Annotated in this window: 22 protein-coding genes; 13 read left to right on the top strand and 9 right to left on the bottom strand. The window is 50.1% G+C overall.

Annotation, left to right across the window (positions count from 1 at the left end):
• Positions 1–107: 107 nt before the first annotated feature.
• A complete protein-coding gene (locus tag AC50Y5_RS19470; RefSeq protein WP_494863057.1) occupies positions 108–1,469 on the bottom strand; it encodes a DJ-1/PfpI family protein in 1,362 nt (453 codons plus the stop codon).
• Positions 1,470–2,131: 662 nt separating this feature from the next.
• Between AC50Y5_RS19470 and cysT the strand changes: the two genes are divergently transcribed.
• From cysT to AC50Y5_RS19450, 4 genes are read left to right on the top strand one after another with little or no spacing between them, the layout of a single operon-like run.
• On the top strand, positions 2,132–2,947 hold the full coding sequence (gene cysT / locus AC50Y5_RS19465) for a sulfate ABC transporter permease subunit CysT (protein ID WP_414811819.1): 816 nt from the start codon (positions 2,132–2,134) through the stop codon (positions 2,945–2,947).
• On the top strand, positions 2,944–3,741 hold the full coding sequence (locus AC50Y5_RS19460; RefSeq protein ID WP_494863055.1) for a sulfate ABC transporter permease subunit: 798 nt from the start codon (positions 2,944–2,946) through the stop codon (positions 3,739–3,741). Before cysT ends, AC50Y5_RS19460 begins: the two co-directional genes overlap by 4 nt.
• A 3-nt stretch (positions 3,742–3,744) precedes the next feature.
• Positions 3,745–4,809, top strand: a complete 1,065-nt coding sequence (locus AC50Y5_RS19455; protein WP_099519152.1) for a sulfate/molybdate ABC transporter ATP-binding protein — start codon at positions 3,745–3,747, stop codon at positions 4,807–4,809.
• 45 nt (positions 4,810–4,854) lie between these two features.
• A complete protein-coding gene (locus tag AC50Y5_RS19450) occupies positions 4,855–5,922 on the top strand; it encodes a sulfate ABC transporter substrate-binding protein (RefSeq protein WP_494863053.1) in 1,068 nt (355 codons plus the stop codon).
• A gap of 366 nt (positions 5,923–6,288) precedes the next feature.
• Here the strand turns inward: AC50Y5_RS19450 and AC50Y5_RS19445 are convergent, their stop codons facing one another.
• Positions 6,289–7,086: a Cof-type HAD-IIB family hydrolase gene (locus tag AC50Y5_RS19445; RefSeq protein WP_056041373.1), complete on the bottom strand. Its 798-nt coding sequence runs from the start codon at positions 7,084–7,086 to the stop codon at positions 6,289–6,291.
• A gap of 153 nt (positions 7,087–7,239) precedes the next feature.
• Here AC50Y5_RS19445 and AC50Y5_RS19440 point away from each other — a divergent pair, with 153 nt between their 5' ends.
• The 4 genes from AC50Y5_RS19440 to AC50Y5_RS19425 all read left to right on the top strand — a co-directional run bounded on the left by AC50Y5_RS19440 (position 7,240) and on the right by AC50Y5_RS19425 (position 10,671).
• Positions 7,240–8,226, top strand: coding sequence for a Gfo/Idh/MocA family protein (locus AC50Y5_RS19440; RefSeq protein ID WP_494863050.1), 987 nt, complete (start codon positions 7,240–7,242; stop codon positions 8,224–8,226).
• A gap of 74 nt (positions 8,227–8,300) precedes the next feature.
• On the top strand, positions 8,301–9,716 hold the full coding sequence (locus tag AC50Y5_RS19435) for a S41 family peptidase (protein WP_056041376.1): 1,416 nt from the start codon (positions 8,301–8,303) through the stop codon (positions 9,714–9,716).
• 139 nt (positions 9,717–9,855) lie between these two features.
• Positions 9,856–10,086 (top strand): DUF1450 domain-containing protein, encoded by a 231-nt coding sequence (locus tag AC50Y5_RS19430; protein ID WP_056041378.1) that lies wholly within the window; start codon positions 9,856–9,858, stop codon positions 10,084–10,086.
• Positions 10,087–10,167: 81 nt separating this feature from the next.
• On the top strand, positions 10,168–10,671 hold the full coding sequence (locus tag AC50Y5_RS19425) for a ferritin (RefSeq protein ID WP_056041379.1): 504 nt from the start codon (positions 10,168–10,170) through the stop codon (positions 10,669–10,671).
• A gap of 279 nt (positions 10,672–10,950) precedes the next feature.
• On the opposite strand, the gene AC50Y5_RS19420 is transcribed toward AC50Y5_RS19425, so the two are convergent.
• Together AC50Y5_RS19420 and AC50Y5_RS19415 are read right to left on the bottom strand one after the other, a co-directional pair.
• Entirely contained in the window at positions 10,951–11,955 is a 1,005-nt protein-coding gene (locus AC50Y5_RS19420) for an HD-GYP domain-containing protein (protein WP_494863048.1), read from the bottom strand.
• A 56-nt stretch (positions 11,956–12,011) separates the two neighbouring features.
• Positions 12,012–14,075 carry an ATP-dependent helicase gene (locus AC50Y5_RS19415; RefSeq protein WP_494863046.1) on the bottom strand — a complete coding sequence of 688 codons (2,064 nt, stop codon included), beginning with the start codon at positions 14,073–14,075 and terminating at the stop codon, positions 12,012–12,014.
• A gap of 85 nt (positions 14,076–14,160) precedes the next feature.
• On the opposite strand from AC50Y5_RS19415, the gene AC50Y5_RS19410 reads away from it, so the two are divergent.
• The 3 genes from AC50Y5_RS19410 to AC50Y5_RS19400 all read left to right on the top strand — a co-directional run bounded on the left by AC50Y5_RS19410 (position 14,161) and on the right by AC50Y5_RS19400 (position 15,911).
• Complete coding sequence (locus AC50Y5_RS19410) at positions 14,161–14,724, top strand: GNAT family N-acetyltransferase (RefSeq protein ID WP_494863044.1); 564 nt, start codon at positions 14,161–14,163, stop codon at positions 14,722–14,724.
• 97 nt (positions 14,725–14,821) lie between these two features.
• Positions 14,822–15,286 (top strand): GNAT family N-acetyltransferase, encoded by a 465-nt coding sequence (locus AC50Y5_RS19405; RefSeq protein ID WP_056041387.1) that lies wholly within the window; start codon positions 14,822–14,824, stop codon positions 15,284–15,286.
• A gap of 13 nt (positions 15,287–15,299) precedes the next feature.
• A complete protein-coding gene (locus AC50Y5_RS19400; protein ID WP_235533292.1) occupies positions 15,300–15,911 on the top strand; it encodes a DUF1349 domain-containing protein in 612 nt (203 codons plus the stop codon).
• Between the two features lie 32 nt (positions 15,912–15,943).
• On the opposite strand, the gene AC50Y5_RS19395 is transcribed toward AC50Y5_RS19400, so the two are convergent.
• Genes AC50Y5_RS19395 through AC50Y5_RS19380 form a run of 4 tightly spaced genes read right to left on the bottom strand, consistent with a single transcriptional unit; the run spans position 15,944 to position 20,107 of the window.
• Positions 15,944–16,159 carry a hypothetical protein gene (locus AC50Y5_RS19395; protein WP_056041389.1) on the bottom strand — a complete coding sequence of 72 codons (216 nt, stop codon included), beginning with the start codon at positions 16,157–16,159 and terminating at the stop codon, positions 15,944–15,946.
• 29 nt (positions 16,160–16,188) lie between these two features.
• Positions 16,189–17,409: a Ger(x)C family spore germination protein gene (locus AC50Y5_RS19390; RefSeq protein ID WP_056041391.1), complete on the bottom strand. Its 1,221-nt coding sequence runs from the start codon at positions 17,407–17,409 to the stop codon at positions 16,189–16,191.
• The gene (locus AC50Y5_RS19385) at positions 17,406–18,512 is read right to left on the bottom strand and encodes a GerAB/ArcD/ProY family transporter (RefSeq protein ID WP_056041393.1); all 1,107 of its coding nucleotides are present in this window, start codon (positions 18,510–18,512) and stop codon (positions 17,406–17,408) included. Before AC50Y5_RS19385 ends, AC50Y5_RS19390 begins: the two co-directional genes overlap by 4 nt.
• A gap of 53 nt (positions 18,513–18,565) precedes the next feature.
• Positions 18,566–20,107: a spore germination protein gene (locus AC50Y5_RS19380; RefSeq protein WP_494863041.1), complete on the bottom strand. Its 1,542-nt coding sequence runs from the start codon at positions 20,105–20,107 to the stop codon at positions 18,566–18,568.
• 216 nt (positions 20,108–20,323) lie between these two features.
• Here AC50Y5_RS19380 and AC50Y5_RS19375 point away from each other — a divergent pair, with 216 nt between their 5' ends.
• Both AC50Y5_RS19375 and AC50Y5_RS19370 read left to right on the top strand, forming a co-directional pair.
• Positions 20,324–20,743, top strand: coding sequence for a helix-turn-helix domain-containing protein (locus AC50Y5_RS19375; RefSeq protein ID WP_162241938.1), 420 nt, complete (start codon positions 20,324–20,326; stop codon positions 20,741–20,743).
• Positions 20,744–20,903: 160 nt separating this feature from the next.
• Positions 20,904–21,686 carry an SDR family NAD(P)-dependent oxidoreductase gene (locus AC50Y5_RS19370; protein WP_494863039.1) on the top strand — a complete coding sequence of 261 codons (783 nt, stop codon included), beginning with the start codon at positions 20,904–20,906 and terminating at the stop codon, positions 21,684–21,686.
• Positions 21,687–21,784: 98 nt separating this feature from the next.
• Here the strand turns inward: AC50Y5_RS19370 and AC50Y5_RS19365 are convergent, their stop codons facing one another.
• Positions 21,785–23,386: a sensor domain-containing diguanylate cyclase gene (locus AC50Y5_RS19365; protein WP_494863037.1), complete on the bottom strand. Its 1,602-nt coding sequence runs from the start codon at positions 23,384–23,386 to the stop codon at positions 21,785–21,787.
• Between the last annotated feature and the right edge of the window lie 48 nt (positions 23,387–23,434).

The following is a 23,434-nucleotide window of genomic DNA, read 5'->3' as shown; positions in this document are numbered from 1 at the left end:
TCTGAAGCGGTTCAAAGCCGAAATTTTTAGCGCTTAATGAAGTATATAACGAAGGCACAAAGCTTTGTAACAATCATGCTAATGAGATTTATTTCAATAGGGTGGGCTTATTTCTGCTGTCTTGTTTTCTTTGCAAAAAATCGTCTGTCTATATAATAAGCTGCCAGCAAGGAAAGAAGCATAATGAAGGCAGGGACGGCGAATGCCTCAAACGAAAAGGAAGCCCCTTGCAGGTTTAGATGCTCGGTCGCGCGGTATTCCAGACGTTTGGCGGCGAATTGGGCTGTACGCACATCTTCTTGCTTTGCTAAGTCTTCAAAGGCGGACTCCATAGCAAACTGTTCAGCTTTGCCTTCATGCAGCATGAGTAGTGGCGTGTCCTTGTTGCCGGAGCTCCAGCGTTCGATGTCCTGCTCCGCTTCAGTTTGGGCTTCCGATCCGACAACGATCATTTTATCCAGCTTCGGCGCACGATTTATTGCGTTTCTGGCAACCAGAGTCAAATGATGTTTGGAAATGATTGGTTCATTAAAGCTGGATACCGTTATCGTCTTCGTCGTCCCGGATGCCGAATAAGTGTCGAATGCAGCTGACAATGCCAATTCATCAACACCTTTGTATAATAGGACGCCCGCTTTAACTTTATTCCACTGATAAGCATTGTTAACTACATATGTTAAATCACTAAGTCCTGTTGAGAAAGGATCCATTTCCGGATTTTGCACATAAGCGTAGGATGGATAATTCATTTCGGCAGCTACCTTTGCGGCTGCAGGCTCTCCCAATTGCTGCGAGATCACATACAACGTTGCATCGATACCGGATGTAAGACCTGCTGAGGACACGATATGATCGACAGGGACAAAGCGCTGATCCTTCTTCCAGTCAATATCGGGATACGTCTTAATCAGCCTGCCAATATCACCCCAATGTGTCGTAGCAGATTTGCCACTCAGCAAGCCGGTGTCAGCCAAGTTCTCCGCTCCATTGCAGATGGATAGCAAGATCGTTTGGTCGCTTGCATGCTTTTTTATCCATTCGCGAACGGGGGCATATTTATTTTCGTCCAACATGGGCATGAATGGAATGACAATGATATCCGGACTCCCATTCAGCAAATGGTCCATTTCTTCGAATGAATAATGCGGCATAACATCAAGGCCCCCTGTTAATGACTTGATACCACGGTCGGGTGCAACTCCGTACACGTTATAGGCTTCCGTCATCGCGAACATTTCATAGGGCACTAGGAAATCAAAAACCTCGGTAACTTCCGCAGCGAGAAGAACGGCTACTGTAGGCTTGCCCGAATCGTAAGGGAGAGCCTGAACATTTTGCAGAGAAGGAGTATTTTTATCGTAAAGCGACATGACATCATTCATTGTATACACATAGCCGGCAGCACCGGCAACTCCTACAGGTACAACTAACAAGCACAAGCAAACGATAATTCTCAGAACGACTTTCATTATTTACTCTCCTTTGTTTCACGATATTTGGATGAAATCGAATGTTTTTTTCCTCCTACAGTAGAATATCAGGAATCGGCTGCTTCGGATTCGGTCCCGGGTTGGGAGAGCAGCCAGACTAGGGGCAAAATGGCTCCCAGCCTATAGTCCAGACATCAAAATTGGCAATAACTCGAAGGAGCTATTTTCGGAGGAATCCTTTTGAGACATCGGAATCGAAGAAATCAAAGGGAACAGCGATCGTAAGCCAAGCCTTTCACGCAGTGCAGACTATATTTCCAGCAATCCATTGAACTCCACAAACAAAAGGCCAATTTAGCATTGACTTGGACTAATATGATCTGCTAAATTGATAATACCAAGTTTGTTAATAGGGATTATCTTTTTTTGAAATATAAGCATTTATAAGTTTCACAATTATAATGAGCTTATATTTCATCGTGAAACGGTAGCTTTGCCGCCAAAGGATGGCGATAGCCGTTTCACCTTGAAATATAGGAAAGGATGTCGTAACGCTATCCTTTCTCTATATTTCTCGGAATGAAACGCGCCGCGCCACCAAAGGATGGCGATAACCGTTTCACCTTGCAATTTTTACTTTTCGCTTTTCGTCTGTGGTTTCACCTACGACACGAGTCGATGGTCTGGAGGGTAATGTCAACGTGAATGCTATGTTTCGAAACAAATGGTGGAGCTTCGGCTTCCGAAGTACGGTTATGCTTTATTTTATTATCCTGATTATTATTCCGATATTCGGCATTTACACGCAATCGCTGTCGCTTGGCTGGCAGCCATTCTGGGAAAGCGTAAGCGATCCTCTCGCGTGGAAAGCGGTGCTGCTTACCGTCAGGCTTGCCGTTATTGCGACGATAATCAACATTTTTCTCGGAACGATGATTGGCTGGGTGCTTATTCGCTATAAATTTCCCGGGAAAAGATTTCTCAACTCGCTCGTCGATTTGCCTTTTGCTTTGCCGACGGCGGTTGCTGGGCTAATGATTTTGCTGCTGCTGGGCCCTCGCAGCTTTGTTGGCGGACTGGCGACGAAGCTGGGCTTCGATATCGTCTTTCATGAACCAGCGATTATTATCGCGATGGTGTTCGTCACCTTCCCATTCGTCATCCGCGCCGTACAGCCTTTGCTGGAGGAGCTGGATCGCTCGGAGGAAGAAGCGGCTTATACGATGGGAGCATCGAAGGCGCTGACGTTTTTCCGCATTATTTTACCGTCGATGGTTCCGGGTATTATTAGCGGAGCGATGCTGGCGTTCTCGCGCGGCATAGCCGAGTTTGGGGCAGTTGTGCTTGTAGCAGGCAACATTCCTGGCAAAACGCTCATTGCATCGGTTTATATTTTTGGGGAAATCGAAAGCGATAATCCGCAAGGAGCGGCGGCGGTTTCCGTAATTTTGCTCACCTTGTCCTTCGTCATTTTGTGGACGGTTAACCTGATTCAATCCAGGAGGCCGGGCCAATGAGAAAACTATGGATTACGCTCACTTATGTCGTATTTATACTTCTACTCATCATACCGCTTGTCGAAATCGTGCGCGGGTCCTGGGCAGAGGGCTGGAGCGGCTTTACTGAAGGGCTGCTAAGGCAGCAATCGCTTCATGCCCTTAAGATGACTGCATTAATTGTCGTTATTGTAACCGCATTAAATACGCTGTTTGGCGTTATGCTTGCGCTTTATCTGGTACGGGCAAAATGGATCGGGCCGCGTATCAAGCGCCTGCTGAACAGCTTGGTCGATCTACCGTTTGCGGTATCGCCTGTTATCGGCGGTCTAATGATTGTCCTTATTCTTGGACCAAGTACAGTTATTGGAACTTTTTTTGAAGCGTCGGGCTTTAAAATCGTCTATGCCTTGCCAGGCATGGTGCTCGCAACGCTGTTCGTCACTTTCCCGCTCATGGTGCGCGAGGTGCTGCCCGTATTGCAGGAAATCGGGGCCCAGCAGGAGGAAGCGGCTTCTACGCTTGGCGCATATCCGTGGTATACGTTTTGGCAGGTAACGTGGCCGTCGATTCGTTGGGGCGTCATTTACGGTGTTGTGCTTACGGTTGCCCGCTCGCTTGGCGAATTTGGCGCCGTGCTCGTCGTATCCGGCAATATTATGAATAAGACGCAGACGGCAACGACACTCGTGTATCAAGATGTGGAGAACTTTAATGTTGTAGCTGCGAACGGAGTTGCGCTCGTGCTTGCAGCGTTCTCCGTAGGATTGCTGCTATTAATGGAATGGGCCAAGAAACGAAAGGAAGTGCATTAAGCCATGCATATTGAAGTCCGTAATTTAAACAAAAGCTTCGGGGATTTTCATGCGGTGCAGGATGTCAGCTTCGATATTAAGAAAGGCCAGCTTATTGGCCTCCTCGGTCCGAGCGGCGGCGGCAAAACGTCGATTCTCCGCATGCTGGCAGGGCTTGAGTCGCCTTCCTCTGGCGATATTGTGTTCCATGGCAAGCGCGTCAATGATTTGCCGCCACAGGAGCGCGGAATCGGTTTTGTGTTCCAGAATTATGCGCTGTTCAAGCATATGACCGTTTATGATAATATCGCTTTCGGGCTGAAAGTCAAAAAGCAAACGAAAGAACAAATCCGCGAGCGTGTTATGACGCTTGTTGAGCTTACAGGGCTGAAGGGCTTTGAGCACCGTTATGCGCATCAGCTATCGGGAGGCCAGCGCCAGCGCGTTGCCTTCGCTAGAGCGCTTGCGCCTGAGCCGCAACTGCTGCTGCTCGACGAGCCATTCGCGGCGATTGATGCGAAAATCCGTACAGAGCTGCGCACTTGGCTCAAGGAAATGATAGAGCGCGTCGGCATTACATCGATTTTCGTCACGCATGACCAGGATGAGGCGATTGAGGTTGCCGATGAAATTATGATTATCAGCAAGGGAAAGCTGGAGCAGAAGGGCTCTCCTTGGGCGATTTATAAAGACCCGCAGACGCCATTCGTAGCGAGCTTCATCGGGGAGTCAACGATTGTCGAGGATGTTGGCGCACTGAAGGGCTTTGACTCTGCTGCTGGCAAACCTGGTACGAAGGCACTTATCCGTCCCGAATATATCGAAATCGGCAAGCCGGGTGAGATTCGCCTTGCATCTGCCGCGCTGGAAGCAAGCGTCAAGCATATTCATTTCCGCGGCAGCGAGTGGCTGGTCGAGCTAGAGGTAGGCTCGGTTAAGCTCGTCACCTACCGTTCGCTGGAGAAGGATGTGCTGCAGCCAGGCGACCGCGTTCATGTGCTGGTGCATCGGGCATATTTGTTCAATGATCAAGAGAGCTGGATTCAGGAAAACAGCCTGAAGGAAGATCCAATGCCAATTCATATCTAATAGCTTGGGTTAGAAAACATCGAGCAGAAAGAGTTGTATGCCATTATGAATGCTATTCAGACAACAAGCCGCCGTTTGCTCGCCCTGCTGCTTGCCATCTCTCTGCTGCTTATAGCAGCGGGCTGTGGCGACGCGCAGGAGGGTGATCCGGCGGTGGAATCTTCCGTTCCAAACGGCGATGTCACGCTTGTCATTGGTGCATACTCCATAGTGAAGGATGCTTTCGCCGAAATTTTGCCGCAGTTCCAGGCTTACTGGCTGCAGCAAACGGGACAAAAGGTTGTATTTCAGGAATCCTATGAAGCCTCTGGTACGCAAGCGCGGGCTATTATAGGCGGATTTAATGCCGACGTTGCTGTGCTGGCGATGGAAGGCGACGTCAACAAAATTGCCGATGCGGGACTTATCAACCCGAATTGGAAGGAGCAAGCGGACGGCGAATTCGTGACCAAGTCGATTGTGGTGCTTGGCACACGTGAGGGCAATCCGCTGAACATTCAGGATTGGTCCGATCTCACTCGCAGCGGAGTGAAGGTCGTCTATCCGAACCCGAAAACATCTGGCGGCGCTCAATGGGACATTAATGCGATTTATGGAGCGGGATTGAAGCAGTCAGAGGTAGAGACAGGCACCAAGGACCCGGCCTATGCCAAAAACTTCCTCAAGGCTGTCCATGCCAACGTGGAATCGCTCGATAAAAGCGGCCGTGCTTCTATGGCGGCGTTCGAATACGGCGTAGGCGACGTTATCGTGACGTATGAGAACGAGCTGCTCGCCCGCATTAAGCAGGGCAAGGACTATCATATCGTTGTGCCGAAAAGCACAATCTTGATTGAAAACCCGGCAACGGTTGTAGACACAAATGTAGACAAGCACGGCACCCGCGAGGTGGCCGAAGCGTTCATCCATTATTTGCACAGCGATGAAGCCCAGCGTGTTCTTGTCGATTACGGCTTCCGTCCCGTAAATGAGACGGTAGCCAAGGAGTCAGCGAGTAAATACGTAGTTCCTGAGCAGCTGTTCGACATCAGCTACCTCGGCGGCTGGCCTGAGGTAAAGAAGACGCTCTATTCCAAAAAGGGCATCTGGTACCAAGTGCTCGCGGGTATTTAATTCCAATCAAAAGCTAAGTTGCACTTAACAATGTAATTAGACATTGTAATAAATCTTGTAACAACAAACAAACCGTGGATTTGGCTATTGAATGAGCCAGATTCACGGTTTGTTTTATTGCCCCCAAAAAATCGGTAAACGCTTTAAGGGTGTATAGGTGAGCGGGTCGAAGCGGAGTGAAAAGGTGGGGGTGGAGAAACGGAGTGCTCAACAGAGCTTTCTGGAAGAAAGCGGCTTCGAAGCCTAATCTCCTTGCTGTGGAATTTCAGCCGTTCACGGCTAATTCGAAGAAATTCAACAGCAATGGCGATCGTAACCCCCACCTTTTCACGCAGCGAAGAATCCCATTTCACCTATATCTATCCCTTACGAGTTTAAAACGAATTTTTCAAATACGTGACGAACACCCTCATCATTATTACTAAGCGTCACATAATTCGCAACCTCTTTCAGCGCCGGAATCGCATTAGCCATCGCTACGCCAAGTCCAGCCGCTTCGATCATCTCGTGATCATTCCACGCATCGCCGATTGCAATCGTTTGATCCATCGTGCAGCCAAGATGCTCAGCCATAAAGCGCAGCGCATGTCCTTTTGTTCCTTCTTTATGCATAAACTCTAAATAATGAGCTTTGGATTTCGTAATATGCACGCGGTCGCCGATAAGCGCCTTGAGCTGCTCAGCAATTTCATCGAGATAGTCCGGCTCATCGATAATCAGCATTTTCGTATTCGGCTGCTCCAGCAGCTCCTCGAAATCTGGTGCTACCGTATAAGGGATTTTGGATAGGCGCGAATACATTAGCGCCTTCTCATTCGCTTCCTTCACAAACAACTGGTCATCGACATAAAGCTGCAAATGCAGGCCATGTTTTTCAGTAAAAGCATACAGCTCCTTGGCCGCATCGGTAGGCACGCTGCGCTCATACAGCACCTTGCCGTCCAGCAGCGTTTTTACAAGCGACCCCTGATACGTAATGATGGGCACATTGAGCTGGATTTGCTCAGCGATCTGTCTGGCGGAAGCGTACATTCTTCCGGTAGCTAGCGTCACCGTTACACCTTTCGCGATAGCTTCCTCCATGGCGCGTTTCGTTCCTTCAGTCACAATGAGTTCATCGTTCAACAGCGTATCATCTACATCAATTGCAATTAATTTATACATAATGGCAATATGTTCCCCTCTCCAGGTATCTTTATCGTGTACATAAGCTAGGTTGATTGTAGCGAAAAATCGCCATTCGTACAAGCGATCTACCGCTTTTCTTGTATAATAGAAAGGGCTGTTAAAGAATGGACAGGGAGAGGATGGGCAAGGATGAAGCTAAGATGGGGGATTTTAAGCGGTGCGAGCATTGCTATACATACGATGATTCCAGCCATTCAGCAGGCGGAGCGAGGCGAGGCAGTGGCGATTGCAAGCCGCAGCTTGGAACGGGCTGTTGAAGCAGCAGAGCGGTTAGGCATTGAAAAAGCGTACGGCTCCTACGAGGAGCTGCTCGCTGATCCAGATATCGATGCGGTCTACATTCCGCTGCCGAATCATTTACATAAGGAATGGGCCATTAAAGCGGCTAGAGCTGGCAAGCATGTGCTTTGCGAGAAGCCATTTGCGGTCACGGCAGCGGATGCCCGGGAAATGGCGGAGGCAGCCCAGACGGCAGGCATCGTTATGGCGGAAGCTTTCATGTATCGCCATCATCCGCGCTATGAGCAGATTAAGGCGATTATCGCGTCTGGCGAAATTGGCGAGCTTCGCGTCATGACAGGCTCGTTCACCTTCAATAATGCAGCAGACACAGGCAATGTTCGCTACAACACGGAATGGGGCGGCGGCTCCTTGTATGACATCGGCTGCTACCTCATAAGTGCAGCGCGGCTTATTTTGGACGGTGAGCCGGTAGCAGCCAGCGTCCATGGTTTATTTTCCAAGGAGCATGGCGGGGTAGATATGATGGCTTCTGGCGTTTTGGAGTTCGGAAACGATGTAAGCCTCGTATTCGACTGCGGCATGTGGGCGGCTTACCGCAACCGCTTGGAAATTCTCGGAACGAAGGGGCGGATTGAGCTGCCGAACGCTTTTGGGCCGGGGGAAGAGGATTATTTTATCGTACATACGGAGGATGGCCAGCGTAAGGAAGGGCCTTTCAACCTGAACACTTATGTGATGCAAATCAACAGAATCGCACAGATTGCCGCGGGCGAGGCACAGCCGCTGTTTGGTCCTGAGGATGCGATAGCAGGAACAGCGGTTATTGAGGCCTGTCTCACCTCGGCACGTGAGAAGCGGCGGGTTCTTTTTTGAAAATTTGCTCCATCCCCCTTCAATAAGATACAGTAAAGAAAGCGGATGAGAGTTGAACCTGGGGAGATGACGAGTTGAGGTATTTTACACATGCTGCTGCACGGCGCAGAGTGCTGTTAATTGGCCTAGTTGGGGCTATTTTATTTATGGTTGCCGGGTTCGCAGTGGGATGGCTCTGGATGGGGCATCGGTATCCGATGCTGAAGGAGCCGGCATTTCAGAACTTTGCGGTATCCTACAATACCATTATGGATAAATATTTAAATGGAGCGGATGGCGAGGATTTGATCAATGGCGCCTCTGAGGGAATGGTAGCATCGCTGGAAGATCCGTACTCCCGCTATTTGATCGAGGAGCAGGGCGATGCCTATACGCAAGGGTATGAAGGCGAATTTTCCGGAATAGGGGCCGAGGTGCGCGAGCAGGATGGCCAATTCGTTATTTCTGGGCTGACGCCGGGTGCGCCAGCAGAGCGCGGAGGCGTCAAGTCTGGTGATATCATTATGGCGGTTGACGGCAAGGAATCGAAGGATTCTAAATTTCAGGATCTTATCGGGCTTATGCGCGGCAAGACAGGTACCGAGGTGACGCTGACGCTGCAGCGCCCGGGCCAGACGGAGCCTATCGAGATTACGCTTAAGCGTGAAGCGATTCCGGTTTACACCGTAACCTCGGAGATGCTGGAGGCTGGTATCGGCCATATTACGATTAGCCGCTTCGCCCAGAAGACGGCTACGGAGTTTGATGAAGCGGTAAAGAAGCTGAAGGCACAGGGCATGACGAAGCTGCTGCTGGATCTTCGTTCCAACCCGGGCGGCCTGCTGCAGCCGACGATTGCGATTGGCAGCAAGCTCATTCCGAAGGGGAAAGTGATTCTAGAGGTCGTATATAAGGAAGAAAGCAACCCGATTGTTTATAAATCGACGCAAAAAGAAGAGTGGACGATCCCTATCGTTGTGCTGGTGAACGGCCAGTCGGCAAGCGCCAGCGAGGTGTTGACCGCCGCGCTTAAGGAGTCGGCGGGAGCAACGGTCGTTGGCGAGAAAACGTATGGCAAAGGCGTCGTACAAGCATTTGAGCAATTTAGAGACGGCTCAGTGCTCAGCTTGACCGAGGCGCAGTGGAAAACGCCTGCTGGCACGTGGATTCACAAAGTTGGCGTCATGCCAAATGAGGTTGTCAGCCTGCCTGCATTTGCAAGCTTGCGTCCGCTTCCGGTCGGCAGCGAGCTGAAAAACGGCAGCTACGGCGAAGACGTCAAGACGCTGCAATCGATGCTGAAGGAGCTCGGCTATGCGCCCGTCGGCAAAGACGGCCTGTTCGATGATGAGACGGAGGCGGCGATGCGCGCTTTTCAGAAGGCAGAGAAGCTGGACGTTACCGGCTCGCTCAATGACAAGACGGCGTATCAAATCGTCGAGCTGCTCAAGGAAAAGCTGGAGAAGGAAGATACCCAGCTGCAGCGAGGCGTACAATTATTGAAAAAATAAGCTTGGCCGCCGCCCCGCGGCTATTGACAACGGTAATGATTATTACTATCATTTGATAGGGAGCCTTTTGGATTGAGCAGACGATTGCGTGTGTACACAAAAGTGCCAACCGTAATCATACGGCCATTGCGGCAGCGGGGTGACACACCTATTGAAGATCAAATATTGCACCAAAAATTTCAAAAACGGGACGAAGCCAGTTTACAAGGCGATGAAGGATAAGTTTCCCGACATCAAGATGAAGAAGTCCGATTGTCTCGGAAATTGCAAAACATGCAGGCATGAATGTTTTGCCGTGGTGAAGTCTAAGGTGGTCAGCGCTCCGTCAGCCGAGAAGCTTTATAAGGAATTGAAAAAATTAATTGGATAAATATAGGGAGGGCGGCTTTTGCCGCCCTCCTTTTTTGTGTTAAGATAGAGGCAACTCCGAAAAAGAAGAGGTGCATAAGTGATGAATGATCAATTAGCTGAAGCTTTAAACGAACAAATGAACTTTGAATTTTATTCGGCGCATGTGTATCTTGCAATGGCAGCCTACTGTTCTGGCGAAAGTCTGGACGGGTTTGCGAATTTCTTTATTATCCAGGCTGAGGAAGAGCGTTTCCATGGCATGAAAATATATAAATTCCTGAACGACCGCAACCGTCGTGCTACTTTGTCTGCTCTGCACGAGCCTAAGAACGAATATGCGTCGATGCTCGATGCATTCGAGCGTGCTTATGCGCATGAACAACAAAACACACGCAAGTTCTACAACCTTGCTGACCTTGCGCTCAGCGAGCGCGAGCATGCGACGATCTACTTCCTGAAATGGTTCATCGATGAGCAGGTAGAAGAGGAGTCCTTGTTCGACGGCATCATTTCGAAGCTGAAGCGCATTGATAAAGACAGCAACGCGTTTTATATGCTGGATGCTGAATTTGCGCAGCGCACGTTCACGCCTCCTGCGGAATAAGCGAAGCATGCTGCACGGTTAAGGGTTTCTAGCATTGTCCGCTGCACACCGTTTATAACGTACTGCACATGAAGAAGAGGGATTGGCACTTACGCCAATCCCTCTTTTTGCTGAAATATAGGAAAGGATATGATGATTTCATCCATTCTCTATATTTCTACGCGAAACGGTAGCTTTGCCGCCAGAGGACGTCGACAGCCGTTTACGCTTGAAATATAGGAAAGGATATCATTTCGTTATCCTATCTCTATATTTCTCGGAATGAAACGCGCCACGCCGTTAAAGGACGGCGACAGCCGTTTCACCTTGCCCAAACAGCTGAATAAATGAATCGACTAAGTCCGGGTCAAACTGGGTGCCGTGCATCTCTTTAATGTAAGCGAGCGCTTGCTCCACCGACCATTTTTCCTTGTAGGGGCGTTTGCTGGTAAGGGCGTCGAACACATCAACGATGCTTACGATGCGCGCTTCAATGGGAATAGCTTCTCCCGCAAGCTTATGCGGATAGCCCTTGCCATCCCACCATTCATGATGGTACAAAATAATATGCTTGCTCGCCGTCAGCTCGCTAGTAAACAGCTCGTCATTAAACTCGTTGAAAATCTTCTCAATTATGTCGACGCCAATAAACGTATGCATCTCAATAATGGTGCGTTCATAGTCAGCGAGCGGACCGGGCTTATATAAAATCCCCTCGGGAATGCCCGATTTTCCGATATCATGCAAAATGCTCGCCGAGGCGATGCGGCTGAGCCGTTCTTCGTTCCATCCTAACTGCATCCGCTCATTATGATAACGCACAAGCTCCTCTGTAAGATTCCTTACCCGCACAAGATGCGATTCAATGCCAGGATCGCGAATTTCGCAGGAAATGGCAAGCACCTTGAGCAGCGAGCTTTGAATATGCCCAATCCTTTCCTGAGGCATATAGAAGCCGCTAGGGAGCTGCTCCAATTCACGGAAAATACCGATATAATACCAGCTCTCCTCCATATATAAAGGTGTAATGGTAATGGAGGAATGCCAGAGCTGTCCATCCTTGCGGCGGTTAATGAATACGCCAGACCATGGCCGCTTTGCCTTTAACGCTTCCTTCATGCTTTCATGAATATGCACGGGGGTAAGGCTGGTGCGAACAATTCCGGCTGTTTTCCCTAAAATTTCTCTGCGGTTGTAGCCGGTTATCGCTTCATAGCTCGTATTGATTTCTAATATCTGATGCTGATCATCCGTAATAATAACGGCATCACCTAATTGTAAAAAGGTTCTAAGCTGATCGTTCATCCGGTAGACACCCCATTTATAGGCATATATTTATTTGAAATATTTATCTAAGGTATTTATTTAAAAGCATTGAGCAAAAAAGAAGATACGGGCGCCGGTTTGCCGCGATAATAGCCGGGCGAGCTGATGTACAGCTCTTCCTTGGCCCGCGTGACGGCGACATAAGCGAGCCGCCGCTCTTCCTCCAGCGCAGCCTCGGCGACGTCATCCCCGGTCTGGATGGCGCTCCGGTCGCTATTTTTGCTCGCGGACAGCGCGGAGCTGTGCGGCAAAATGCCATCGGATGCTCCGCTGACGAACACGACGGGAAATTCCAGCCCCTTTGATTTGTGGATCGTCATAAAATGAACGGCGTCAGCGCCGCGGCTCGCCAGCTTGAGCTGCCTCATCTCCTGCAGCTTCAGTGCGATCTCGTCCACGAATGCCAAAAACTCGGTGATCGTCGCAAAACGTTTGGCGGCGGTTTCGAGCTCGTCGAGCGTTTCCTTCAAAGCGTCCTTATGCTCGGTAAGCGTCTGGCTTTTATCGGCTTGAATGTAATTGTCATAAAAGCCGTCGCGCAGCAGGCGAATCGCCTGCTCGGGCTTTAGCTTAGGCAAGGAGCGAATGAGCCGCAGCCGCTCTTTGATTTTTTCCTGATGAAACTCCTTAATGCCCGGGAAGCGGACGAGATGGATCAGCGGCCATTTTTTGGCTTGCTGCTTCTCTTCGTTCCAGATGAAAGCCATCGCCTGCTCCGGCTTGACATAAAGCGTTGCCAGAATGTTTTGCATCGCGTCAAAATGGCGCCGATCGATCGCCAGCCGCAAATGGGCAATGATTGGCTTCACAACCCACTGCTCATAAAAGGACTCGCCCCCGCCGTAATCAATAAACGGAATTTGGCGTATGACCAGCTGGTCGAAGATGGCGCGGCTACTGCTCGCCGTACGAAACAGAATCGCGAAATCCTCATAGCTGCGTTTTCCTTGGCTCTGCGCTTCCGTAATTTTATTAACAATCAGCTGCGCTTCATCGTCGGTATTGCCCGGCCTTGCAAATGTTGGGGAGAGGCTTTGCGTCTTGGCTACTTTGAGCGATTTGGGACGGCGCTGCTTGTTGCTGCTAATAATCGCATTGCCCAGCCCGACAATGGCAGCTCCGGAGCGGTAGTTAATATCGAGCACGACATTTTTGCTGGTCGGAAATTGCTGCTCGAAATTTAATATATAATCGTTGCGCGCCCCGTTAAATGAATAGATCGTCTGGTCATCATCGCCAACGACCATCAAGTTGCCATGCTGCGAGACAAGCAGCTTAATCAGCTCATACTGCACCTTATTCGTATCCTGAAACTCATCGATCATGACGTAGCGGAAGCGGCGCTGGAGCATTTCGAGCAGATTCTGATCGGTCGTGAGCAGCCGATAAGCGGCAAGCAGCATATCATCATAGTCGATCAGCTGCTGCTCCGACTTCCACTGCTCGTAGCATTCAAAAAGAATTTTCAGCTGCTTGTCCTCTTCTGTTTTGGCCGGCAGCTCATGAAGCTCCAGCATTTCCAGCTTGTAGGCTGAAAATAACGTAATGAGCGTCTCCGGCTGATACGTCTCATGCAAATTCCGTTCGCGCAGCAGCCGTTTGAAAAAAATTTGCTTCCGGCCGCTGTCGCCTAATATCGCCTGCCTCATGCCCCGCCTGCGCAGCAGCTGCAAGCAGAACGAATGGAACGTTCTGGCTTCTACCGCAGCTGCAGCACTTTCAGAAATGCCGGGCAGCGTGGCAATGCGGGACTTCATTTCCTCTGCCGCTTTTTTGGAAAATGTCATGAGCAGCAGCTGGGATGCCATTACGCTGCGGACAGACAGCAAATAAGCCGTTCGGCAGACGAGAACGGAGGTTTTGCCGGAGCCGGCTCCAGCGAGCGTGAGCAGCGGTCCCTCGGTATGGCGGACAGCGGCAATTTGCGCCTCATTGAGCTGAATGCCGTGCTGCTCCAGCGAGCGAAAAAAAACGGCATCGCTTTCGCCGCGTCCGACAAGCTGCTTGCTCGTATCAGCTGCCGCCTGATTGGCCCGTGGCATTATGTTTGTTGTTACGCCGTAAGGTCTGGGATAATATTTTGTACGTGTTTGTTCCATATGTATAATCACCTGTGCTTGATTATAGCATGGCTTAATGGATTAGGATAAACTAATTAAAGAATAACGATAGGAGTTGAGCTAGATGATTGTGCCAGCGAGAAAAGAAGATGTACAGCAAATTATGCCGCTTCTGCATGCAGCAATTGGCGATATCGCCTGTACGCTGACGGGCGCTAAAGACGAGCAGGAGGCGATGAATAGATTAGCGGATTTTTATGTGGAAAAAGGAAACAGAATCAGCTACGAGCATGTGCTTGTCGCCTGGGAGGGGGAGGCCATCGCGGGCATGGCGCTCGGTTACGGCGGTGATGCAGCTGCGAAGCTTGATGCTCCGCTGCTTTCGCGCATCCGTCAGGAGCCAGCTCATGCCGGCTATCAAATTATGACGGAGGCAAGGCCCGGCGAATATTATTTGGATTCCGTGGCGGTAAATCCCGCCTATCAGGGGAAGGGGATAGCGCGGGCTTTGATCGGCGCGCTGGAGAATAAGGCGAAGGATGCGGGCTGGCCGCGCCTATCGCTCATTGCGCTGGATGATAACGAGAAGGCGACGGCGCTTTATTTTCGGATGGGCTATGCCGAGGATGGAGAGCTGGAGCTGGCAGGGCACCGCTACATTCGAATGGTAAAGCAGCTGACGCAATAATGGATTGCGAAGTAGAGAGCAAACAGGTACGATAGCCATATGGCAAATATTCCATTCATTTACTAACTTGCTAGAAGCAGCTATGGAGGCATAACAAATGAAAGACATCAGCATTCGTATAGTAGAGCCACTGGATGAAACCTTGCACCAACTGATTCAATTGCTAGACGAGGAGCTGCTGGAGCGATATCCGTCGGAAGAGGTGCACGGGCTGGATTTTACCGATCCAGGCATCCAAGACACTGTATTTATTGTCGCTTTTTCCGGGGACGAACCGGTCGGGTGCGGTGCCATCCGGCCGCTGGATGCCCAATATACGGAGCTGAAACGCTTTTTCGTGCATAAAGAAAGCCGGAAGCTCGGCATTGCTGCCGCTATGCTTTCCTTTTTGGAGAATGAGGCGCAGCTGCGCGGCTTTGCCGGCATCCGGCTGGAGACGGGGCCCGAGCAGCCCGAGTCGTTGAAGTTTTATGAAAAGCATGGCTACATATTTATCGGGAAATTTGGCGAATATGTCGATTATGAGCTGAGCATGTGTTATGAGAAGCGCTTCGGCGCATAAAGAAGGGGCGAACATGATGAACGTATTTGAAGGATGCAGCAGGCAAAGCTTAAGCAAGGAGCTGTCCTGGATTAATGAGCCGAAGAGCTGGGAAGTGAATGAGCACCAGCAGTTGGTCGTGCAAGCGCCGCCGATGGGCGATTTTTTCATCGATCCGGCAGGAGGCAACACGAAAAACTCCGCTCCTTTTCTTTACACATTAGTTGAAGGCGATTTCTATGCCGTCACTCGCGTTGCGGTTGATATGAAGCAGACGTACGATTCCGGCTGCTTGATGATTATGGCAGACGAAGATCACTGGGCCAAGCTTTGCTCGGAGTTTTTTGACGATATGCCGTCCATTCTCAGCGTTGTGACACGCGGCGCATCCGATGATTGTGTTTCCAGCGATGCCCAGATCGTTCGGCCTTTTTTGCGTATTGCCCGGGCTGGCAATAGCTTTGCGTTCCATTATTCAGTGGATGGCGTCAAATGGAAAATGGTCCGTTATTTTGGAATGGACATTCCCGCAACGATTAAAGTTGGCGTCGTCGCCCAATCGCCGATTGGAGAAGGCAGTACCGCAACATTTGATTATTTAAAAATCAGCACAAACGTAATTGGCGACATTCGCAGCGTTAATTAACGAATTGCAACTTGAGCAGCAAGCAGGAGGGGTTATTTCATGCCCATGCTGCTGAACAGGAAGGTAATAAGCTCGGTGGGGCCAGGCATGTCGGGGAAAAAAACGAGCAAAATAGCCAAAGCTGCCGTTAATGCTGTTATGGCGATTGCCGTAGTCATTTCCCGGCGCCCGTTGTCCTGCCCGCGAGTTTCTCCATATATAATAATGACGGAGACGAGCAGAATACCTGTAATAAACAGCACCTTCATCGAGAGTCCTCCTGTATGTTTTGTTGCATTTATTCATTGGATTGGCCCGGTATCCCTTGCGGATCACCGGATTTTCCTGTGCGCAAAATGCGAGCCTCTACATGGATTGTCGTTTTTATTTTTGGCAGGTCGCTTTCCCACTGGGCCCTTTTTGCTTTCCATTTGTGTGGGAAATGATTGCGGTACGCATTCGCATAGCCGAAAAAATCGGTTTTCAGCTTTTGCTGGGTTAATTGCAGTGCGGCTTCCGCTCGCTGCTTAAACTGTTCTTCAAACAAAGCCTGAATTTTTTCTACATTCGGCGGTGGCAGCAGCGACAGATCAGTTGTATTCAAGATGACGTCGCCCTTTGTTTTAATGTTGACCTTCATCGTCCAGTTTCCGTCAGCAAAGCCGGGAACAAACTCCGTACGAATGAATTGCGGTTTGATGGTGACAGCTGCTTGCTTGTTGGTTTTATCCGGGTTAACCGTCAAAACGATATTGTCCAGTTGATTCAGCATCATAAGTATGCCTAGGCTCATCGGCTCGGTTACGACGCGAATTTCCCGGTCATCCTTAATTAAGGCCAGTCCAAATACAAAGGGCATCGTAGCTTTCTTATTTTGTCCAGGCGCGGGTGGAGCAATTTTCAGCCTGGATAGTACGGCTGATTTGCTTAGACCTTCCAGCGCTTGGGCTAAATCAAGCACCGTCATTTTGGTACCCAACTTCATATTGCCCATTTCACGCAAAGCTTCCGCCGAGCTTCGCTCAAGAGGAGGCAGCAGGGAGAGGATATCCTCTGCTTTAGTCTCGCTAATATAAACATAAGCATGTTCACGAAATTGGGAGAAGCGCAGCAAAAAGTCCATGTACTCGCGAATGCCGAGCTTTGCTGTCTTTTCTCCTATGACAATGGCCTCGCAATGTCCCCAGAAAACGTGGCGGGAAATTTTGCGCTGCAGCCGGGTCATTGCGTCTGCAATATTAAGCCCTTCTGCGGTTTGCACCATCGTAACGCCGCTCGGAGATCCTTCACTGCCACCGGTCCCTCCGGTCGCGCTGCTGCCGCTTTGGCGTGGAATGAAAATTTGAATCGAAAGATGGACTTTACCATCCTTGGTTCGGTCAATGCCGGTTGCAAGCACCATTGCCAAGTCATTAATTTCCACACGATCCCAGCAGCCTTGCAAAAGCGCCATGCTGCATGCCGCCAGAAGCAGGAGTGCGATTTTGCGCCGCAGGTTGTGCAGCTTGCTGCTTATCATGAGGATGCCTTCTTTTTGCGGGTCAGCTTGTTTTTAATGAGACTAACCAGCAGCAGCAGCAAGGGCAGGATGAACAGGCTGGCAATCGTATACGTATTGCCAGATACGCTGATCAAATTGGCGATATCCGCTTGGCTTCTGGCCGACCAGTAAGCAAAAACGGTGCAAAGAAAGGCAAGCGGCATAACGACGGAGCGATAGTGCTTTAATTTAAGCCAGTCGGCAACAGTAATCGAATAGACGTACAGAAAGACAGATATTTTCACAAAAATACCCGATATCCAAATAGCGATTACGAGAGCTTCCAAATGCTGCATAAAATCGGCAATGGTTATGTAACGGGCAGCAATCATCACCGGATAAATAAAGCTGGAGGTCAAATCGCCCATTAGGAATAAGCACACCAGATTGGTGACCACCATCGTGATGGTGACGAACAGTACCGATAGCATACTTTTTCGCATCGCTTTCTCACGGTCGTTAACGTAGGGGAGCAGAAACGCTATCAAAATATATTCGCTGAACCAGGCAGCCGGCGCGAGCGCGCCTTTAATAGAAGGGCCAATTCCATTCTCGGCAATGGGCAGCAGCTCGGAAGGATGGAGCTGGCCGATCAGCAGAACAAATATAAAGGCTGCGAGAAAAATAAAAACGGCTGTAAAAATCTGCGCGCTTCTCCCAATAACCTCGATGCCGAGGCGGGCATTGATTGCACAGACGAGCACCATCGATCCGGTTACAATGAACTGCGGTGTCATCGGCAGCGCATTGCTAATAATAAACTCGCCATATTGGCGAATAATGATGCCTGTTAAATGGGGCAAATAAAAAATATAAAACAAGCCTACCAGAAAACCCGGAACAGCTCCAAGCAGGCTGAAGCTCGTTCGAATCAGGGTGCTGTCTGGTTTCAGCCGATTGAGCTTGACCGCCACCCATACGGTCAGCATGCCAAACAAGCCTGCCCAAATCGGGGAGATCCACATGTCCTGATGGGCATGGGTCATCGTAATGCTGGGAACAGACAATATGGATGTGGCGAGAATCGACGGATAGAGCAAAATAGCCATCTGTGACGATGATATTTTTCCAGTTTCAAGCATGGGAGCTTCAGCCTCCTCCGTTATAATGTAGGGCAGGTTTTGGCCACTGCCGGCTATTTTTTGTTCCCGCTTGGGCTGCTGCGCCCGGAATGCCGTTCTTTTCGGGCTTCGTTCATCCAGGCAGGAGCACGCCAGATGACATCGCGAATAGTCCCCATCGAAGCTGGCGTAACAGGTGACAAGTAGGGAACGCCGAAGGAACGCAAACTTGATAAATGGATGACGATCAAAATCAGTCCAAGCATCATGCCGATCAGTCCCAGCGTTCCTGCCAGCAGCATGATTGGAAACCGCAGCAAACGGGAGGAAATGCCAGCCGCATAACGCGGAATCATAAACGATGCAATACCGGTTGTGGCCACGACAATAACCATTGGCGCAGAGACGATGCCTGCCGACGTGGCAGCTTGTCCGATGATGAGCGCGCCCACGATGCTGACAGCTGATCCGACCTGTCTTGGGAGCCTGACCCCAGCCTCGCGCAGCGCTTCGAAGGCGATTTCCATAATCAGCGCTTCAACTAGCGCTGGAAAAGGGATTTCTTCCCTTGCCTTGGCGATGCTGAGCAGCAGCACCGTCGGAATCATTTCCTGATGGTAGGTTGTAATCGCCACATAAGCTGATGGAAGAAGCAGGGACAGCAGAAAAAAAACATAACGCAGCCAGCGTACAAAGGTGCTCATAATAAAATGCTGATAGTAGTCCTCGACAGACTGCAGCATGGAAAATAAGGTCACGGGAGCGATGAGGGCAAACGGCGTCCCATCAATTAGAATAGCGCAGCGCCCTTCCAGCAAATTTGCGCAGACGACGTCCGGCCTTTCGGTTGCAATCATTTGTGGAAACGGCGAATAAGGCGAGTCGGCAATCCATTCCTCAATATATTCGCTTTCCAAAATGCCATCGGTGTCAATCGCGGCAAGCCGCTTCAACGCCTCATCGACGGTGGCGGGATTTGCGGCTCCCTCCAAGTAGAGAATAGCGATATCGGTTCGTGTATACTCGCCGATCGTCATCGTTAGCAGCTTCATTTTCGGACTTTTCATTTTACGGCGCAGCAGTGACAGATTAATGGACAGTACTTCATTAAACGATTCGCGAGGGCCGCGAACGGTAGATTCCGCTGAAGGCTCCTCAATGCTGCGATGCTCGATTTTTTGCAAGCCGAACGACAGCGCCTCCTCGCTGCCATCGATGAAGAGCAGCGGCATGCCATTGCTAATGATATCGACAGCGTCCTCCAGCGTGCGCACGGTATTGGCAGCGGCGATGGGCAGAAGGTTTAGCAGCTGTGCAGGGGTCGCAGCAGTCAAGCGGCCGGCATCGCTCGCAAGGGGTCGCAAAATGAACATATTCAGCTGCTCATCATCGCACATACTGATATGAAATATGAGCATGGCTTCAGCAAGCTCCCCGATCCGCAAGGAATGGAAGGAGAGGTCAGCGCAGTCTGCATACACACGCCGCAGCTCTGTTATATTTTCATCCAATCGCTGTGAAAGCGGCTGCTGCTCGTCGGGCTGGCGCTTGTCCGACTGCTGCCAATCGGCCCTCGCTGTTTTGTGATTCCAATTGCTGCGTTTGAATCCGCGCATGACAGTACCTCGCTTCCAGAAGATAGAACAAGTCCGTGCCATTAGCGTTTCCAGCACGTTCCTTTCCTATGTAAGGAAACAAATATTTTCAGAAGTGATGAATTATTATGGCGAGGTGTTGAAAAAAAAGCAGCCTTGAATTATAATTGATAATGATAATCATTATATATGGATGAGCGATCATTCAGCAGTGCCAATAGGCCGGGAAGGTGGGAAATGATAAAGCATATGAGAAACTCGATACGGATGGGCTTCCAAGAAGAGGATACACACTTTAGGCATAACACCGAATCTGTTGCAGGAGGAAGAAGCAAGCTTGGGCAGACGGTTGAATATATGAAACGCCATTATCACAAACCAATTACACGGGACATGCTCGCCAGCATGGTTGGCATTACGCCGGAGCATTACTCCCGCGCCTTCAAGAAGCATATGGGCATCAGCCCGATCGATTATTTAATCGCCATTCGCATTGACCGGGCTAAAGGTCTATTGAAGGAGACGAATGCGACGGTGCGCAGCATCGCTCGTCAGGTCGGCTACGAGGATCCGTATTATTTCAGCCGCCGCTTCAAGCAGGAGGTTGGTGTAGCGCCATCCGCCTACGCGGTGCCTGGATATAGCGCAGGATTATAATTCATAGATGAAACATGCCGGGGCTTAATAGACCCGGCATGTTTTTTTATACAGCCCAGCTTGTATAGTATAATGGAAAATAAGAGACAGCAGGTTTAGACTGAATGGGTTGCGGTAATAAGGATTGAGTTCGATTACTTCATGGACAGGAGGAATTAAGATGGATTTGGGTATACAAGGGAAACGCGCCATTGTGACGGGGGGAAGCAAAGGAATTGGGCTTGCCACCGCGCTGCGGCTGGCGGCTGAGGGAGCAGAAGTAGCGATAGTTGCCAGACAGGAGGGACCGCTGCAAGAAGCAGCAGAACGGATTAAGCAAGCGACAGGCAAAAAGCCGTTGATCATCTCCGCCGATGTATCAGTTGAGGCTGACGTACAGCGGGCAGTTGCCGAGGTGGTCCAGCAGCTTGGCGGTGTTGATATTCTCGTAAACAATGCTGGAACGTCGGCAGCGCTTCCGTTCGATAAGGTTGTGCCGGATGCGTGGGCAGCTGATCTTGACCTTAAGCTGTATGCGGCCATTCATTTCGCGCGAGCGGCACTTCCTTATCTCCGCGAGGCAGGAGGCGGCGCCATCGTAAATGTGACGGCTATTGGCGGCAAGACGCCAGCAGGCTCCTCGCTGCCTACTTCGGTAAGCCGGGCGGCTGGCCTTGCGCTGACGAAAGCGATGAGCAAGGATTTGGCGGGCGATGGCATCCGTGTGAATGCTGTCTGCATCGGCCTCATCCGCAGCGATCAAATTGAGCGCAAGTGGAAACAGACCGCTCCCGATCTGTCGTGGGAGGAGTTCGCGGCGAGCCCGAAACATGATATTCCGCTTGGACGCATCGGCAATCCGGAGGAAGCCGCGAATGTCATCGCTTTTCTCGTCTCGGAAGCGGCTTCCTTCGTCACGGGAACTTCCGTCAATATTGACGGCGGCAAAGCAGCGGTGCTGTAGCTTCATTTGAAAAATAAACCCGGCATCCGCCATTTTCTTTCCTTTATGTATGCAAGCAGAGGCGTTAGCTGCGACTTGTTTTGTCGCAGCTGACGCCTCTATACCTCTGCTGCCGCGGCAATCGTCTGGTTGCGGCCCGCATTTTTTGCTTGATACAATGCTTGGTCCGCTTTCAGAAGCAGCTCCTCGGGGCTGGTGCCATGAAGCGGATACTGGGCAACCCCCTGTGAAATCGTTACGCGCCCAACGACCGGATCTACTCCTTCCTCCACAGCAATCCGCAGCTGCTCGGCGACTAAATAAGCTTCCGATAGCGCCGTCTGCTGAAGCAAAATAACAAGCTCCTCCCCGCCGTAGCGGTAGCCGATATCCTCTGGCCGAATGGCATGAATGACCGTTTGCGCCAGCTGCCTGAGTACCGCATCGCCTGCTTGATGCCCAAATTTATCGTTGACCCGCTTGAAGCGGTCAATATCGATAATAATAATGGAGAAGGGCAGCTTCTCTTCCATCCACAACGTCAAAAATTTGATTAAGGTGCGCCTATTCATGAGCCCCGTTAGCGGGTCCGTTTCCGCATCTTTCGTTAATTGATGATGCTGAGCCTGAATAAGCGATCCAACATTGATCGTTGATTTAATAAGCAGATCCGTTTCCCGAATCCAGTGGTTTTTGCGCCAGGAGCTAAGCTCGCCTGCGTCCCCGAGCTGGCTGACGAACTGCGAAAGCTTTAGAAACGGCTTGGCAATGCGCCGCGCCAATATAATGACCGCGAATATAAGCAGCAGCAGCGGGATGGCAATTGTGACGGCAGCATTTTTGAAATGGTAAACGAGCTGGTCCTTAATGCTTTGCATAGGAGTGGCTGCCACGATGCCCCAGCCATTTTCCTTAACACTGGCATATCCGACGAGCAGCTTGCTGCCGTTCAAGCTGGTAATCATTTCGCTGCCGTTTTGCCCAGCCATCAGCTTTTTCACTACCATATTTTTGCTTATGTTTTTGCCAATGAGCATGGGGTCGGGGTGAAAGAGCAGGTTGCCCTGCTGATCTACAATATAAAAATAAGACTCCAAAAAATCATTCGTATTTTTCTCAAAAATCGTATTCATAACATTATTTTTCTTCAAATAAATGCTGCCGCCAATAAAACCCTCGTATTGCTGGTTTTTGTCATATAGCGGCTCGCTCACCATAATAAATAAATTGCCTGTCCGTTCATCAAAAAAGGGGTCCGATATGCTCGATCGCTTTGATGCCAGCGCTTGTTTCAAGGAAGCTGACGTAATCGGCTCATTGATTAAGCTGCTTATTTCCTCCGTAGCTCCTCTTATAATTCCGTGTTTATCCACGACTACGATAGAATTGAAAAAATTGCTGCTATGCTTCATTAAATTTAAATCCTCATTCATCCGCTGAACTTGATCAGGCTCGTCCCACATGCCCTCCTGTTCTATTTGCACACTGTGTTTCAAGCTTAGCCGTATCGTTTTGGTTAGCGCGTCAAGCGTATCGCTCATTTTGCTCGCTTTGGAGAAATTGGTGGATAATGCTGTACGTTCCATTAAAAGCTTGCTGGATTGGAAGGACGAAAGCAGCACGAGGATAATCGTGACCAAGACGCATAAAAAAACGAGACCGCTAAGTACAGTTGCCAAGCTAATTTTGCGCTTTTTGTACGCCGAGAGAGGGGCTTTCATCGTAATGACTTCCTTTCGTTTCGCTGAAGTATGCCAAAGGAAAACGTT

This window comes from Paenibacillus sp. JT22N7 (genome assembly GCF_059383875.1).
Note: the sequence above shows the minus strand (reverse complement) of the source record. Positions and strands in the feature narration are given on the sequence as shown.

Bases quoted from the DNA above. Each gene is read 5' to 3' on its own strand.
- AC50Y5_RS19470 (WP_494863057.1), bottom strand. From the start codon at position 1,469: ATGAAAGTCGTTCTGAGAATTATCGTTTGCTTGTGCTTGTTAGTTGTA.
- AC50Y5_RS19460 (WP_494863055.1), top strand. From the start codon at position 2,944: ATGAGAAAACTATGGATTACGCTCACTTATGTCGTATTTATACTTCTA.
- AC50Y5_RS19455 (WP_099519152.1), top strand. From the start codon at position 3,745: ATGCATATTGAAGTCCGTAATTTAAACAAAAGCTTCGGGGATTTTCAT.
- AC50Y5_RS19450 (WP_494863053.1), top strand. From the start codon at position 4,855: ATGAATGCTATTCAGACAACAAGCCGCCGTTTGCTCGCCCTGCTGCTT.
- AC50Y5_RS19445 (WP_056041373.1), bottom strand. From the start codon at position 7,086: ATGTATAAATTAATTGCAATTGATGTAGATGATACGCTGTTGAACGAT.
- AC50Y5_RS19440 (WP_494863050.1), top strand. From the start codon at position 7,240: ATGAAGCTAAGATGGGGGATTTTAAGCGGTGCGAGCATTGCTATACAT.
- AC50Y5_RS19425 (WP_056041379.1), top strand. From the start codon at position 10,168: ATGAATGATCAATTAGCTGAAGCTTTAAACGAACAAATGAACTTTGAA.
- AC50Y5_RS19420 (WP_494863048.1), bottom strand. From the start codon at position 11,955: ATGAACGATCAGCTTAGAACCTTTTTACAATTAGGTGATGCCGTTATT.
- AC50Y5_RS19415 (WP_494863046.1), bottom strand. From the start codon at position 14,075: ATGGAACAAACACGTACAAAATATTATCCCAGACCTTACGGCGTAACA.
- AC50Y5_RS19410 (WP_494863044.1), top strand. From the start codon at position 14,161: ATGATTGTGCCAGCGAGAAAAGAAGATGTACAGCAAATTATGCCGCTT.
- AC50Y5_RS19405 (WP_056041387.1), top strand. From the start codon at position 14,822: ATGAAAGACATCAGCATTCGTATAGTAGAGCCACTGGATGAAACCTTG.
- AC50Y5_RS19400 (WP_235533292.1), top strand. From the start codon at position 15,300: ATGATGAACGTATTTGAAGGATGCAGCAGGCAAAGCTTAAGCAAGGAG.
- AC50Y5_RS19395 (WP_056041389.1), bottom strand. From the start codon at position 16,159: ATGAAGGTGCTGTTTATTACAGGTATTCTGCTCGTCTCCGTCATTATT.
- AC50Y5_RS19390 (WP_056041391.1), bottom strand. From the start codon at position 17,409: ATGATAAGCAGCAAGCTGCACAACCTGCGGCGCAAAATCGCACTCCTG.
- AC50Y5_RS19385 (WP_056041393.1), bottom strand. From the start codon at position 18,512: ATGCTTGAAACTGGAAAAATATCATCGTCACAGATGGCTATTTTGCTC.
- AC50Y5_RS19380 (WP_494863041.1), bottom strand. From the start codon at position 20,107: ATGCGCGGATTCAAACGCAGCAATTGGAATCACAAAACAGCGAGGGCC.
- AC50Y5_RS19375 (WP_162241938.1), top strand. From the start codon at position 20,324: ATGATAAAGCATATGAGAAACTCGATACGGATGGGCTTCCAAGAAGAG.
- AC50Y5_RS19370 (WP_494863039.1), top strand. From the start codon at position 20,904: ATGGATTTGGGTATACAAGGGAAACGCGCCATTGTGACGGGGGGAAGC.
- AC50Y5_RS19365 (WP_494863037.1), bottom strand. From the start codon at position 23,386: ATGAAAGCCCCTCTCTCGGCGTACAAAAAGCGCAAAATTAGCTTGGCA.